Raw genomic sequence first — 15705 nt, forward strand, 5'->3', positions numbered from 1 at the left:
GCTTGATTAAGCCAATAAACTGAATTATTATGCAAAATCTAAGCATAATTATTTATACAGAAAGGAAATGTAAATAGATGAAAAAATTTAGTCATATTATTGCCCGAACACCCGCTAAATCATTGGTTGACGGATTAACTTCAGCAAATTTAGGTAAGCCCGATTATCAAAAAGCCTTAGATCAACATAACAACTATATTCGAGCCTTACAGCAATGTGATGTTGATATTACCATTTTACCCGCCGATGAGCGCTTCCCCGATTCAGTGTTTGTCGAAGATGTCACGCTGTGCACACCGCATTGCGCAATTATCACTCGCCCCGGCGCACCTAGCCGCCGTGAAGAGACTGAAATTATGATCGACACGATTGAACGATTCTACCCAAATAAAGTAGAACGCATTACCGCGCCGGGAACGGTTGAAGCTGGTGATATTATGATGGTTGGTGATCATTACTACATTGGTTTATCTGCCCGCACTAATCAAGAAGGTGCAGATCAAATGATCGCAATTTTGCAAAAATATGGCTTAAGTGGTTCGGTTGTCACTTTAGAAAAAGTGTTACATCTAAAAACCGGCCTTGCTTACCTTGAAAACAATAACTTACTTGCTGCCGGCGAGTTTATTACTAAACCGGAATTTCAACATCTTAATATTATTACCATACCGGAACAAGAAAGTTATGCCGCCAACTGTATATGGGTTAATGGGCGGGTCATTATGCCTTCAGGTTACCCGATAACTAAAGCAAAAATTGAAGCATTAGGTTATATCGTTCTTGAAGTCGATACATCGGAATACCGTAAAATTGACGGTGGTGTAAGTTGTATGTCATTACGATTCTAAACCATAGTTAAACGAGAAATAATAGTTATACGAGAAACAATAATTATACGAGCCTATTTCAATTTAATTGACCAAAAAGAAAACACAATGAATACACCAGTAAGAAAAAAACTCGGCATCCTACCGCTTACCCTTTTGGTGGTAGGTAGTATTGTTGGCAGCGGGATTTTTAGTTTACCGCAAAATATGGCTGAAGGCGCTGGCGCCGGCGCTATTTTGATTGCATGGGTCATTACCCTATTTGGCATGTTAATGCTAACGAGAATATTTCAATATCTCTCAATCCGTTTTTATAAAATTAACGACGGTTTATACGGCTATGTACGTGAAGGCTTTGGCGATTACATCGGCTTTAATGCCGCATGGGGATACTGGATATCAGCATGGATGGCCTGTGCCAGTTATTTAGTGATTCTTTTTAGTGCGATAGGCTCGTTTGATTGTTTTAATTATTTTGGCGACGGAACGACCTTGCCGTCAGTAATTGCCGGACTGATTTTTTTATGGATAGTCCATTTTTTTGTCTTAAAAGGCATCTATCGGGCATTTTTACTTAACTGTTTAGTTACTCTGGCCAAAATCATCCCCATTGGGCTATTTATTATTTGTGTCATTTTGGCATTTAAGGTAAAAACCTTTAAGATCGATTTTTGGGGCTCACCACAGCTTGGCACAATCATCGAGCAGATCGAGCACACCATGCTTTACACGGTTTGGGTCTATTTAGGTATTGAAAGTGCGACCGTCTATGCTGCTCGAGCCAAAAATATGATCAGCATTAGTCGAGCAACATTTTTTGGCTTTGCCATCACCAGTCTGTTATTGGTTTGTGTTTCGGTCTTATCGTTGGGCGTTGTGCCACAAAATGAACTTGCCGAAATGAAAAACCCGTCTATGGCGTTAGTGATTGAGCGAGTCGTCGGCAGTTGGGGTGCAACCTTTATTAATCTGGGTTTGATTGTTTCAGTCAGTGGCGGCTTATTATCATGGCTGATGTTAGCGGCTGAAATGCTCTTTCTCACCGGACAAGGTGAAAAGCATACCGTACCAAAATGCTTTGGTAAACTTAATAAAAACGGCACCCCGGCCAATGCGTTATGGTTAACCACGTGTTTGGTTACCATTTTAATTATTCTGGCGCACTTTCATCAATCCGGTTACAACACCTTGATTCAGTTATCGACATCAATGGTACTTATCCCCTATTTATTAGCGGCGCTGTTTGTGTTTAAACTCGCTTTAAATCGTGGTAAAGCTTATCTGATATTGATTGGCTCAGCCGGATCTATCTACGGATTTTGGCTGATTTATGCAGGTGGCATGTCCTATTTACTGTTATCGATGATTTTATATAGTGTGGGGCTGGTTTTTTATCTTTATGCCCGCAAACAGCGAAACTTACCTGCATTTAGCTATCTGCATGATAAACTTTATGCGATAGCAATCATTACACTGGCAATCATTGCTATCATCTATTTTTATATCCTGCCAAGTTAATATCAGTAAATGGCGTTATTTTCTGAACAGATAAAAGTCAGTTAATAGCGCTCTGAACGCTTTTGAGTAACGCCCGTCAACATCACGCATACAAAGTTGCTGGGTTAAGACATTGTGCGTTGGCTCAAAAGCAAACGCCATTAGTGACAGCGAATAGTCTTTATCTGCACTATAGTTAACATTCATCTGCTGGTGTAAATAGAGCTGATTTGACTCACATAACATCTTAAACTGATCGGCTAAGTGATAAGGCAGGACTAAACAAAAAAGCCCGTTTAACGACAACAGTCGTTTAACTGAGGCAATAAGCTCTGTAAAGCTTAACGTTTCAGTATAACGCGCAAACTGCCGCCTTGTAGTTCGACAGGCAACGGCTGAGGCAAAATAAGGCGGATTGGTCACAATCAGATCATAACAATGGGCTTGATTTAATTGAAACTGATTAAGATCGGCAGTCATCGCATTAATCGATTGAAAATCGGCTTGCAAGCTATTTTGCTGGCACTGTTTAACCGCTTGCTCATCAATATCAATCGCATCGATTTGACAATCGATACCTGCTAAACGTTGCGCTAGCATTAACGCAATCACACCACAACCGCAACCAATATCCAACACCTTTTTGGGCATCGGTTCCAGTGGCGTCCAAGCACCTAATAAACAGCTATCGGTCGTCACTTTCATTGGGCTGTTATCGTGGGCGACAAAAAAGCGCTTAAAGGTAAATCCGCCTTTTTTTAATGCTGTTTGATCAGTTGTCATGGCAAAATTTCTTAAATAAAGGTTTATTGGACGCAACCGCATCCGCCCAGCGTGTCGGCTCCGGTAAGCGATATCCCCGTAAACATAAGTTCACCCATTTGAGTGCACTATCGAAACTAACACGATGACCGGGTGAGATAAATAACGGATTACAGTTATTTTTGCTTTGTAGAACCCAACCAATTTGCGCCTGTTTATCAATTAACGCAGTGACATTACCGGCGACTTTGGCAATCGGCTGAAATTGACCGCAAAGACGCTTTTTAGCCACACCAATAGTTGGCATATCCAATAACAACCCAAGATGGCTGGCGATACCTAAGCGGCGAGGATGGGCAATGCCTTGACCGTCGACAAAAAGCAAATCCGGTTTATGTTCAACTTGTTGCCAGGCGGCAAGTAAAGCCGGATACTCACGGAAAGAGAGATAGCCGGGAATATAGGGAAAGGTCGTCTCTATACGAGCGATATGATGCTCAACCAGCACCAATTGCGGGTAAGTTAAAATCACAATGGCTGCTCGGGTAATTCGACCGTCATCTTCAAAACCCACATCGGTACCACCAATTAATTTCACCGATGAGCTAAACTCATCAGTTAGTTTAACCTGCCCGGCTAATTGTTGTTGTGATTGTTTTAATTGTTCTAAATTGATAGACATTTTTATTTCGCTGAGTATGATCTATGGCAATAAATCGATTTTACCAGAATTAGTATGCCATATACATTAGCAAAACCGACCCAATTCATCGAAGAGATCAAAAAAAGCCGCTTTATTGTTAATGCGGCGCCGGTGGTAAATCCCCAGCAAGCCGGAGAGTTTATTGACCAAATCAGTGATCCAAATGCCACCCACAACTGCTGGGCGTGGAAGATTGGACAGCAGTATCGCTTTAATGATGACGGTGAACCGACCAGCACCGCCGGGCGCCCTATTTTATCGGCCATTGAAGGGCAAGATTGTGATCAAGTCGTGGTGGTGGTTACCCGTTATTTTGGTGGTATAAAACTGGGTACCGGCGGCTTGATACGAGCCTATGGCGGCAGTGCCAGCCACTGTTTACAACAAGCCGAACTAATTGAGCTTATCACACGCATACCGGTCGAATTTCACTGCTATTACAGTGAATGGCCTATCATTGAAAATCGACTTAAAGAGCTTGATGCGATTATTGAAAATCAAGATTTTGATGCGCAAGGCGTCAATGTTAGTTTGGCAATCACTGAAGATAAAACCGCAATACTACAAAAAAACATCAGCGACATAACCCGTGGGCGAGTGATTATCCAATTACCCTAACAACGTGAGTAAGACAATAATACCGTTACTCAACAAGCTGTATAACAAATCAAAACGAAATTGACTTAAATGGCTTGACAAGAAGTTTCAGAAAACACCAACGTTTTAGTATAAAAACGTTTTTAAAAAGATAGACAAATGATATGTACAAAACCAATTCTGCCAGATTAAATACCTTATCCTAAACGTGACTTTGAAACAGATACAAACATTTAAATAAATTAGATTAACACTCAATCTACTTAAAAAGCTTGACAAGAACTTTCAGAAAATACTTATGTTTTAGTATAAAACCTTATATAAAAAAAAATCAACGATGTGCTTAAAACCATTTCTGCCAGATTAAATACCCTATCCTTAGCGTTACTTTGAAACAGATACAGGCATTTAGAAAATCAGATTAACACTTAATTTCCCCAAAATAGTTTGTCAAAAACTTTCAGAAAACACCTATGTTTTAGTAAAAAACGTTTTTAAAAAGATGAATCAATGATGTGCCTAAAAGTATTTCTGTCGGATTAACTATCCTATCCTTAGCGTTCCTTTGAAACAGATATAGGCATTTAGAAAATCAGATTAACACTTAATCGCCCCAAAATAGCTTGACAAGAACTTTCAGAAAATACCTATGTTTCAGTATAAAGGCTTATATAAAAAAATAAATCAATGATGTGCTTAAAACCATTTCTGCCAGATTAAATACCCTATCCTTAGCGTTCCTTTGAAACAGATATAGGCATTTAGAAAATCAGATTAATACTTAATCGCCTCAAAATAGCCTATCAAAAACTTTCAGAAAATACCTATGTTTCAGTATAAAAGCTTATATAAAAAAATAAATCAACGATGTGCTTAAAACTATTTCTGCCAGATTAAATACCCTATCCTTAGCGTTACTTTGAAAAAGATACAGGCATTTAGAAAATCAGATTAACACTTAATTTCCCCAAAATTGCTTGTCAAAAACTTTCAGAAAATACCTATGTTTCAGTATAAAAGCTTATATAAAAAAATAAATCAACGATGTGCTTAAAACCATTTCTGTCGGATTAAATACCCTATCCTTAGCGTTACTTTGAAACAGATACAGGCATTTAGAAAATCAGATTAATACTTTATCGCCTCAAAATAGCTTGTCAAGAACTTTCAGAAAATACCCATGTTTCAGTATAAAACCGTTTTTAAAATAACAATTGATATTTCAATGCAAGTTTATGGCTTTGGGTCAAGTAACGAGATTTGTCCCGGGCGTTTAATACACTCAATATCACTTACCTAAAGTTGTTAAAGCCAATCAGACAAATTCGGCAAGTAGATTGATTTATATTCTCGGTTGCTTGCCTGTGATAATCAAATTACAATAAATCACACTGTCCAAATTTTAGATTCATTATGATTACATACTGTGATGCCACTTTAGATGATTTAGCCTTTATTGTTGATGTGTATAATTCAACCATTGCCAGTCGTTCGGTAACGGCTGATATCAATCCGGTTACTGTTGAAAGTCGGCTCGATTGGTTTAACCAGCACAATCCTCAACATCGCCCCCTTTGGCTAATCAAATATCACAACCAACCTTGTGGCTGGGTGAGTTTGTCATCATTTTATGGTCGGCCGGCTTATGATAAAACTGTTGAGATCAGCCTCTATCTTCATCAGGATTTTAGAGGTAAAAAAATCGGACAAATAATGGTGGCAAAGATTGAAGCATTTGCTCAGCAAGCAGGCATAAACACTATTCTTAGCTTTGTTTTTGGACACAACACCGCCAGTGTCAATTTATTTAAAAAAATGCACTATCAACAATGGGGATTATTGCCAAATGTTGCCGAACTTGACGGTATTTCACGTGATTTAGTCATTTTTGGTAAGCCGCTAAATTAACCGTTTATTGACTGACAATGATATCGCTTTATTCTACTGATTTATCTGAAAGGATTATTTCGTTATGAGTTTATTAAAACAGACACTTTTTTTAGCCAAACAAACCAAAATTACCAGCTCACTTGTGGTAATAAATGTTGCCTATTTTATTATATCCCGAATGCTTGATAGTCGAGGACTTACCACTCATGATAACGCGTTTTTGATTGACTGGGGGGCGGATGTTGCGCAATTGACTTTCTCCGGTCAATATTGGCGCATGTTTACCAATCTTTTTGTCCATATTAGCGTTACCCACTTAGCGATGAATATGCTTGCCTTATGGAGTGTCGGCAGCATTTTAGAAAGAGTCATCCCACCTTTTGCTTTTTTAGGTATCTATTTTCTGTCCGGACTTTATGGCAGTTTAGCCAGTGATATTGCCACAATAAATGTGGTTGTGATTAGCTGTGGGGCATCGGGAGCGATTTTAGGTATTATTACGGCTTTCCTGGCGTTTTCACTTGTTAATCACGTTGATATGGAGCAGCTGCCAATAAAATCAATTATTGTCAGTTTAGTGCTTACCGCCGCAATCGGCTTGCTACCGTCTATCGATAATATGGCGCATATTGGCGGTGCCGCAACCGGATTTATACTCGGTGGGATAGTTTCGGCATGTCTACGAAAGTTTAAATACTCTAGCAGTTTATTAAATATCATTATTGGGATAATTTTTATAATAGCGGCCGTAGGTTTATATCTAGCTTATCTAGATTATCAATTTCCTGCTAACTATCGCTACTATTATTAAACTAAAAAAAGGCGTTATATACATCAATAATAACGCCTTTTTTTAAAATCAATCAGACGATTAAAAGCTATTTAAAATACGTGCCGGATCGATTTTACACGCTCGTCGGGCTGGATAATAACTGGCAATTAAACTTAACAGCATCGCGGTTACAAAGACAATTAACACATCAAGAAAATGAATTTCGGACGGTAAAAAATCGATAAAGTAGATATTACTGTTCAAAATTTTATGCCCCATTAATGACTCAACCCCTTTCATTATGTTTGAAAGTTGCCAAGACATTAGCACCCCTAAAATCACCCCAATGATACTGCCGATCAAGCCTGAGATAACCCCATACCAAATAAAGATATGTCTGATTAGGCGGTTGGTTGCACCAAGGGTTTTTAAAATCGCAATATCTCGTTGTTTATCTTTTACCGCAATAACTAAGGTAGAGACAATATTAAAACAGGCAACGCCAATCACAACAATCATTGCCAGATACATAATTTGCCTGATCATTTGGATATCACGATACATAAAACCGAAACTGTTTTCCCAACTGTTGAAGGTCATATTTTCGTTAAGATTTAATGCCGCCAGGCCGATGATCTGATTGGCTTGATAAAGATTATTCACATTGATCATTAAACCTGTGACACTGTCACCCATATCCAGCAGATTTTGCGCATCACTCAGCGGCACTAAAGCGATATTATTACTTAAACTGCCACTTAATTCTAAAATACCTTGCACTTGTAAACGTACCCTTCTCGGGGATTTAAGCTGATTCGGTTCGCTTGATACCGGAATTAATAACGATACCCAATCTCCTTCGCTCACCGCTAAACTTTTGGCTAACCCAGATCCAAGGATAATTTGTTGCTGGTCTGCCTTAAACGATGACCATTTATCATTTAAAACATAATTAGGTAAAGCGCTGATTTGTTGCTCTTGCACCGGATCAACCCCTTGCACCTCGACCGCCCCCAGCTTAATCCCGTTTTCAACCAAACCGGTAAAACTGACAAAAGGAGCGCTTGAAACTATGTTTGGGCTATTATCTTTTAGCTCTTGTTGGATATCTCGCCAATTATCTAAGTTACCGATTTCCGGATATAATTGACCGTGCGGCACAACCGATAAAACCCGATTATGCAGTTCCCGCTCAAAGCCATTCATGGCACTCAAACCAATAATTAGCGCCGCTATACCTATAGCAATACTAAAGGTTGAAACAATTGAAATTAACGACACCATGCCACTTTTACGGCGCCCTCGGCGAAATCTAATGGCGGTAAAGAGAGATAAAATCATATTAATTACCCATTAAACTTGTGTTGGCTGCACTGCTTTCAGTTAATCGCCCGTCACTCATAATTAACTGTTTATCAAGTTTGTTTGCTAATGCTAAATCATGGGTGACCACTAAAAAGGCGGTACCATGTTCACGGTTTAACTTGATAAGCAGATCAAAAATCGCATCGGCTGTTGATTTATCGAGATTACCGGTTGGCTCATCAGCCATAACTAAAGCCGGATTATTAATTAACGCGCGCCCAATTGCCACTCGCTGACGCTCACCGCCAGACAGTTCAGACGGACGATGATTGGCTCGTTTAACTAAATTAACCGATTCAAGCATCGTCATAGCCCGTTGTTTGGCTTCGTTTGGTTTTACTCCACCAATTAAAAGCGGCATAGCGACATTTTCCAGCGCCGTAAAATCGGGTAAAAGGTGATGAAATTGATAAACAAATCCAATTTGTTGATTACGCAGTTGCGCCTTTTCCTGCTCGGATAACCGATTAAGTTGTTGCGACTTAAACAAAATTTCACCCGATGTCGGTTGATCTAATCCGCCAAGCAGATGCAACAAGGTACTTTTACCTGAGCCGGAACTACCAATAATTGCCATTAATGATTTTGGATAGATATCAAACGTGACATCTTTTAACACCTCTGTCACCATTTTGCCTTCTTGATAGGTTTTACACAGATTTTTAGCTGACAGTAGTTTTTCTGAATTATTCATAACGTAAAGCCTCGGCAGGTTGAATATTAGCGGCACGGTAGGCAGGATAAATAGTTGAAATTAACGATAACATAAGCAATCCAAAAATAATTAATATAATTTGTGTCGGTTCAATCAAAGACGGCAACAAAATACCGGCGAACGATAAGCCTAAAACTTGCATGATTTCATTGAGATAAAGCGCAATCAACAATCCTATCGTACTGCCTAACAAGGTACCAATAATGCCCGATGTCGCACCTTGAATAATAAAAATAAGCATGATTTTTAATCGTGACAGCCCTTGCGTTTTCAAAATGGCAACTTCGCCTTGTTTTTCCATAACTAATAAACTCAGCGAGGTGATAATATTAAATGCCGCCACAATAACAATTAAGCTAATGAGTAACCCCATAACATTTTTTTCCATTTTAACCGCTTGAAATAGCTCGCCTCGCTTAGCTCGCCAATCATTAAAGACTAATCCGTCCGGTAATGGTGCGCTGACTACTGAAGCAATATCTAATGGTTTATCTAAAAACAGCCGCCAACTGGTAATGTCGTTGCCACGATAACGTAATAAATTTTTGGCATCGGTTTGATTAACATAAATTAATGCTTGATTGATATCATGATTGACGGCAAACAGCCCAACAACATTAAATAACCGCTGTGAAGGAATACGACCGATTGGCGTAATTTGGCTGGCGTCAGTCACCATTAAGCGAATTTTATCACCCAATCCCACGCCTAGTTGATTAGCTAAGCTCTGTCCTAAAATCACATTATATTGTCCGGCTTTAAGTGCGGAAATCTCGCCCATGTAGATATAGTGCGTAATCGGATCGTTATCTTCAGCATTAATCCCCATTAAGGTACTAACCGTGATGCTATGCTCACTTTGTAAAATCACATCACCGGTGACTAAGGGCGTAATGCGGTTAACGCCGGGAATTTTTCCAAATTGTGATGAAGGAAAGGCAACCGGATCGAGTCGACCTTGTTGTGTGGTAATTTGCGCTTGCGGAAAAAACTTTAAAATACTGTTTTGCATCTGTTCTTCAAGTCCATTCATAACCGATAACACAACAATCAGACCGATAGAACCTAGCATAATGCCGATCATCGACAGCCATGATACAAACCTGCCAAAGCCGTCGGTCTTTTGACCGTAGACATAGCGCAAGCCAATAAAAAACACTAATGGGCGAAATATTTTTGACATAAACGTATACAATACCTGAAACTTTGTGATAAAGCTTAACGAGTTGAATGTAAAGTGCTTATCATACAGGATTAAACAGATATAGAAAACAACCACGTAATTACGTTATAATCCTGCGATAACTATCGCAACGATATCAATTAACCTTATCATGCCTAATATAATGAATATTTCGACAATCATTCCTAAAAAATCCGGTGATATCAAGCAAGTGGGTGAACTTGTTGGCTCATCATTATCTCAACTGTGTGCGCAAGTGATTGAAGCGCATAATGGCTTAGTTGTGATTATTACCGATGATATGCAACAAACTACCCGAATTAATGAGGAGCTAAAACAATTTTCTCGCTTTCCGTCGATATTCTTTCCCGATTGGGAAACCTTACCTTATGACAGTTTTTCACCACATCAAGATATTGTATCGGAACGTTTATCGTGTCTTTATCATTTAGGACATTTGACTAAAGGTGCACTCATCTTACCGATTAATACCTTAATGCAAAAAGTCTGCCCACAAAGCTATTTAGGCGGGCATGTCTTTATGATGAAAAAAGGCTTAAGTATTAGCCGTGAAAATCTACGTTTACAGCTGGAAAATGCCGGTTATCGATCTGTCAGCCAGGTTATGGAACACGGCGAATATGCAACCCGTGGCGCCCTGTTTGATATTTTCCCTATGGGGAGTGATAATCCGTATCGGATTGACTTTTTTGATGATGAAATTGATAGCATTCGAACCTTTGATGTCGAAACACAGCGCACGCAAGATGAAATAACCGAAATACAATTACTTCCGGCTCACGAGTTTCCTTTTGATAAATCGGCTATTGAGCTATTTCGCAGCCAGTGGCGTGAACAATTTGAAGTCAGACTTGAGCCAGAAAGCATCTACCAGCAAGTGAGTAAAAATATTTTGCCCACCGGCATTGAGTATTGGCAAGCACTGTTTTTTAGTGAGCCGTTAACGCCACTATTTTCCTATTTTTTAGATAATACGTTGATTATCAATACGGCAAACATTGAACAATTCGCCAATAAGTATTGGCAAGATATTTTGCAACGATATGAAAGCCGCCGTGTCGATCCTATGCGACCATTATTAGCGCCAACGACGATTTGGTCTAAAACCGACGAAATATTTGCTTATTTAAAAAATTATCCCCGCATTGTGGTTTCTAATACCGCCTTTAAACAATCGGCGAAAAGTATCAATCTGCCTTATCGCACTTTGCCCGATATTGCCATTGCGATGCAACAGAAAGATCCTTATTTACACTTTCAACAATTTATTGACGATTTTAACGGTAAAATTGTCTTTTCGGTCGAGTCGCAAGGCCGCAAAGAGGCGTTGCAAGAAGTGCTTGGTCGTATTCGGATTCACCCAACAACAATCGATCAACTCACTGAATTAAACCAGACTGAAAACCGATTCTGTTTGATGATTGGCGCCAGCGAGCAAGGCTTTATTGATGAACAACAAAACTATGCCTTTATTACCGAAAACGAGTTATTAGGTCGGCGGATTATCCGTCGTAAAAAAGAGCATAAACAAGCGATTAATACTGATAGCTTGATTCGAAGTTTAGCCGAATTAACGCCCGGTAAACCGGTTGTGCATATTGAGCATGGGGTTGGACGATATGCCGGACTCACCACGTTAGAAACCGGTGGCATTAGTGCCGAATACCTTATCTTGCTTTATGCAAATGACACTAAGCTTTATGTTCCGGTATCTTCATTAAATTTAATTAGCCGCTACTCAGGCGGTGATGAAGAAAATGCCCCACTAAACAAACTGGGCACCGATGCATGGAGTAAAGCCAGACAAAAAGCCGCCGAAAAAGTTCGGGATGTTGCCGCCGAATTGCTGGATATTTATGCTGAGCGGGAGAGCAAACCCGGATTTGAATTTAAACAAGACCGTGAACAGTATGAACTATTTTGCAGTGCATTTCCCTATCAAGAAACGGAAGATCAGCAAAATGCCATTGGTGCCGTTATTGGCGATATGTGTTCACCATATGCCATGGATCGCTTAGTGTGTGGCGATGTTGGCTTTGGTAAAACCGAAGTGGCTATTCGAGCCGCATTTTTAGCGGTGATAAACCAAAAACAAGCAGCAGTATTAGTCCCAACTACCCTGCTTGCTGAGCAACATTATGAGAGTTTTTGTGACCGTTTTGCTAATTGGCCAATTCGAATTGAAAGCTTATCTCGCTTCAAAACCGCCAAACAACAACAAGCAATTATTAAAGCGTTGGGCGAAGGTAAAGTCGATATTGTTATTGGCACCCATAAATTACTGCAAGAAGATGTGAAATGGAAAGATCTTGGATTACTTATTGTCGATGAAGAGCACCGTTTTGGTGTTCGGCAAAAAGAACGAATTAAAGCCATGCGTGCCAATATCGATATTTTAACGCTAACGGCCACCCCTATTCCACGTACACTTAATATGGCAATGAGTGGTATGCGTGATTTGTCAATCATCGCAACGCCACCAGCACGTCGACTCGCTGTGAAAACATTTGTTCGGGAATACGATGATTTAGTGATTCGTGAAGCGATATTACGTGAAATTTTACGTGGTGGTCAGATCTACTATTTACATAATGATATATCAGACATTGAAAGCGTAAGTGAAAAACTGGCGCAACTGGTACCGGAAGCTCGAATTACCATTGGTCATGGTCAAATGCATGAACGGGATTTAGAGCGGGTGATGAATGATTTTCATCATCAACGTTTTAACATACTGGTTTGTACAACCATTGTCGAAACCGGTATTGATATTCCCAATGCCAATACAATAATTATTGACCGTGCCGATAAATTTGGTTTAGCACAATTGCATCAATTACGAGGTCGTGTTGGGCGCTCTTATCATCAAGCTTACGCTTATTTATTAACGCCTCACCCTAAATTACTGAGTAAAGATGCGAAAAAACGCCTTGATGCCATTGCCACTTTAGAAGATTTAGGCGCCGGTTTTGCACTTGCCACCCATGATCTTGAAATTCGTGGCGCTGGTGAACTACTGGGTAGCGATCAAAGCGGGCAAATCGAAACGATTGGTTTTAACCTTTACATTGAATTGCTTGAAGATGCGGTCAAATCCCTAAAAGAAGGCAAAGAGCCGACGCTTGAATCCTTGCTTAATAGCCAACAGACTGAAGTAGAGTTAAGATTGCCAACCTTAATTCCCGATGATTTCATCCCCGATGTCAATACCCGTTTGTCACTCTACAAGCGAATTGCGAGTATTGAAAATCTTGATGAGTTAACCGACATTCAAGTTGAAATGCGTGATCGCTTTGGTCAATTACCCGATGCAACAGTGTTTTTATTAGCCACAACCAAAATCCGTTATTATGCTAACCAATTAGGTATCACAAAAATTGAATTTAGCGATAAAGGTGGTTATATAGAATTTGGTAATAATAACCAAGTTTCGGTCGATTATTTAATTGAACTAATTCAAAAAGAGCCTAAAAACTATCGTCTCGAAGGAACAAACCGTTTAAAATTACAACAAAAAGAGTTACAACAAAATCAACGTATTGATTATATTAATAATTTACTAAGTGATTTTGCAAAGCACCGTGAAAATCCATAATGAAATTTAACAACAAATAAGGAATTATGATAATGAAGAAGGCATCAGTCGCGATTGGGATAGTTGCTGTATTAGGCATAGCTTATGTTGGCTCAACTTGGTACTCGGGAAACCTTATTGAAGATAATATCGATGAGCAGATAACCGCTATTACAAAGCATCTTAACAGCAATAAACGTTCGGTTAGATTTAACCTGATTAAGAGTGATTACGAAAAAAATCTGTTTTCGAGCAAATTTCACTTAAAAGTGACGCTATCTCAAAAACCTAAATACCAATCGGAGGCTAGCGATGATGATCAACTTACCCTATTTGAAGATGATATAACTATTCACCACGGACCTTTTCCACTTGCCGCCTTAGCTAAAGGTAATTTTACCCCTCAACTCGCTTTGATTGAATATCAAATGTCCGAAAAAAAGAACCCTGATCTTTGGAAGAAAGCGGGTAATCAGCCTCCACTTACTGGTTATATAACTATCGACTATAACAGCAATAACCAAATTAATTTAATCACCAAAGGGGGAGAACTAACACATAATGAAATCCCGTCACTTAGCCCTGATGTAACAATAGAATATGGTGAAAGTAGCATCAATTTATTTAGCAAAAATCATGGTCATGATATGGGTGGTAACATAAAAAGTGATAATTTCAGCATTAATGCCAACAATGAAAACAAACTATCAATTTCTCAGTTTGAAGCTTCTCTCTCCTCGCCTAATGGTCTGGGTTTACAGGATTTTGAGATAAATATTGGCAAGCTATTTCAACGTGATCTTACTGAATTTCCTCTAGATGCATTATCCGTAGATGTTGAGCTTTATGATATTTTGAAATTAGAAAATTTTAAAGCCAAAGGCCGTGTTAATGGCATAACTAAGGATATAGAGATACATAACACTTTGGATAAATTAGTCTCGTTATCTGAGGAGGAGCCGGATTTAGTGTTATCTAATATCGACCTGAAGCAAATTTACCGCGCAGCTAACGATAATCAACTGCCAAATGGTTCCCTGCAAATGAAAATTGAGTCAATCAATTATGGACAACAACACCTCGGTAAATTGATATTCGATATCGATTTTTCAGATTCGAATGATTTGTTTGTCAGGAAACTTGTTTCATTAGGACTTGGAGCGATTGAATCTAATCATGCTAGTGTCCCTAACAATCCGAACATTGCATTGAATATATTCAATTTTCATTCCGATGCAGGGGATTTAAATTTTTCTTTCAAAATTAAACAATTAAGTCTGGGGAGCATCAAGACGTTTTTAAACGATACTGTTCTAACAAAAATCAAACTTGAAGCACCATTTGCCGTTTTAGATCGCTTTGTTGCTCAAGTGTCAAATCCTGATTCGAGTGATGTCACTGATGAACAATTATTTGAGACAAACAAAATAATAGACTCACTGTTACATGAGCTTGAAGATAGTCCGATTGTCGATATCAAACAAGGAAGTAACCCGGGCATTTATAGCGATATTGAAATTCATGGCAATAAAGATAAAATAAGGCTAAATAATCATTTCATATCAAAAGAAGAGTTTTTACAATTTTTCGAATCAAATGTGTATGATTAAAAAAACAGTCATCCTTAACCTATTGCGCCAATATTATTGGCGTAATATCGCTGAAAATCAGCAAAAATGGTAAAAAATACCCCTATACAGCCAATAATCTCCCCCCTACTCAATTATTTTCCGATCGCACTATTCACCTCTCTATAACGATAAAAATGTAAAAGTAATAGGGCTTACCCATTGTCAAAG

General features: G+C 39.0%; 12 protein-coding genes. 7 read left to right on the forward strand and 5 right to left on the reverse strand.

From position 1 onward, the window contains the following. Positions 1 to 77: 77 nt before the first annotated feature. Positions 78 to 848 carry a dimethylargininase gene (ddaH, locus tag J3U37_RS08150; protein ID WP_220219533.1) on the forward strand — a complete coding sequence of 257 codons (771 nt, stop codon included), beginning with the start codon at positions 78 to 80 and terminating at the stop codon, positions 846 to 848. A gap of 87 nt (positions 849 to 935) precedes the next feature. Continuing rightward, positions 936 to 2345, forward strand: a complete 1410-nt coding sequence (locus tag J3U37_RS08155) for a basic amino acid/polyamine antiporter (RefSeq protein ID WP_267374249.1) — start codon at positions 936 to 938, stop codon at positions 2343 to 2345. Between the two features lie 15 nt (positions 2346 to 2360). On the opposite strand, the gene J3U37_RS08160 is transcribed toward J3U37_RS08155, so the two are convergent. Together J3U37_RS08160 and nfi are read right to left on the reverse strand one after the other, a co-directional pair. Next, positions 2361 to 3107, reverse strand: coding sequence for a tRNA1(Val) (adenine(37)-N6)-methyltransferase (locus J3U37_RS08160; protein ID WP_267374251.1), 747 nt, complete (start codon positions 3105 to 3107; stop codon positions 2361 to 2363). Further along, positions 3097 to 3768 (reverse strand): deoxyribonuclease V, encoded by a 672-nt coding sequence (nfi, locus tag J3U37_RS08165; protein ID WP_255556219.1) that lies wholly within the window; start codon positions 3766 to 3768, stop codon positions 3097 to 3099. The genes J3U37_RS08160 and nfi overlap by 11 nt, the downstream gene beginning before the upstream one ends. A 54-nt stretch (positions 3769 to 3822) precedes the next feature. Between nfi and J3U37_RS08170 the strand changes: the two genes are divergently transcribed. The 3 genes from J3U37_RS08170 to J3U37_RS08180 all read left to right on the forward strand — a co-directional run bounded on the left by J3U37_RS08170 (position 3823) and on the right by J3U37_RS08180 (position 7087). Further along, entirely contained in the window at positions 3823 to 4407 is a 585-nt protein-coding gene (locus J3U37_RS08170) for an IMPACT family protein (RefSeq protein WP_267336242.1), read from the forward strand. 1389 nt (positions 4408 to 5796) lie between these two features. Then, positions 5797 to 6294, forward strand: a complete 498-nt coding sequence (locus J3U37_RS08175) for a GNAT family N-acetyltransferase (RefSeq protein WP_416379999.1) — start codon at positions 5797 to 5799, stop codon at positions 6292 to 6294. A gap of 64 nt (positions 6295 to 6358) precedes the next feature. Continuing rightward, positions 6359 to 7087 (forward strand): rhomboid family intramembrane serine protease, encoded by a 729-nt coding sequence (locus J3U37_RS08180; protein WP_267374256.1) that lies wholly within the window; start codon positions 6359 to 6361, stop codon positions 7085 to 7087. Between the two features lie 60 nt (positions 7088 to 7147). Here the strand turns inward: J3U37_RS08180 and lolE are convergent, their stop codons facing one another. Genes lolE through lolC form a run of 3 tightly spaced genes read right to left on the reverse strand, consistent with a single transcriptional unit; the run spans position 7148 to position 10302 of the window. Further along, positions 7148 to 8389, reverse strand: coding sequence for a lipoprotein-releasing ABC transporter permease subunit LolE (lolE, locus tag J3U37_RS08185; protein WP_267374259.1), 1242 nt, complete (start codon positions 8387 to 8389; stop codon positions 7148 to 7150). Between the two features lies 1 nt (position 8390). After that, complete coding sequence (gene lolD / locus J3U37_RS08190) at positions 8391 to 9107, reverse strand: lipoprotein-releasing ABC transporter ATP-binding protein LolD (RefSeq protein WP_267374262.1); 717 nt, start codon at positions 9105 to 9107, stop codon at positions 8391 to 8393. Then, entirely contained in the window at positions 9100 to 10302 is a 1203-nt protein-coding gene (gene lolC, locus J3U37_RS08195) for a lipoprotein-releasing ABC transporter permease subunit LolC (protein ID WP_416380000.1), read from the reverse strand. Before lolC ends, lolD begins: the two co-directional genes overlap by 8 nt. Positions 10303 to 10462: 160 nt before the next feature. On the opposite strand from lolC, the gene mfd reads away from it, so the two are divergent. Both mfd and J3U37_RS08205 read left to right on the forward strand, forming a co-directional pair. Continuing rightward, on the forward strand, positions 10463 to 13927 hold the full coding sequence (gene mfd / locus J3U37_RS08200) for a transcription-repair coupling factor (protein WP_267374266.1): 3465 nt from the start codon (positions 10463 to 10465) through the stop codon (positions 13925 to 13927). Positions 13928 to 13959: 32 nt separating this feature from the next. Continuing rightward, complete coding sequence (locus J3U37_RS08205; protein ID WP_267374268.1) at positions 13960 to 15516, forward strand: DUF945 family protein; 1557 nt, start codon at positions 13960 to 13962, stop codon at positions 15514 to 15516. The last annotated feature ends 189 nt before the right edge of the window (positions 15517 to 15705 follow it).

It is taken from the genome of Gilliamella sp. B3172 (genome assembly GCF_026536465.1).
GTDB lineage: Bacteria > Pseudomonadota > Gammaproteobacteria > Enterobacterales > Orbaceae > Gilliamella.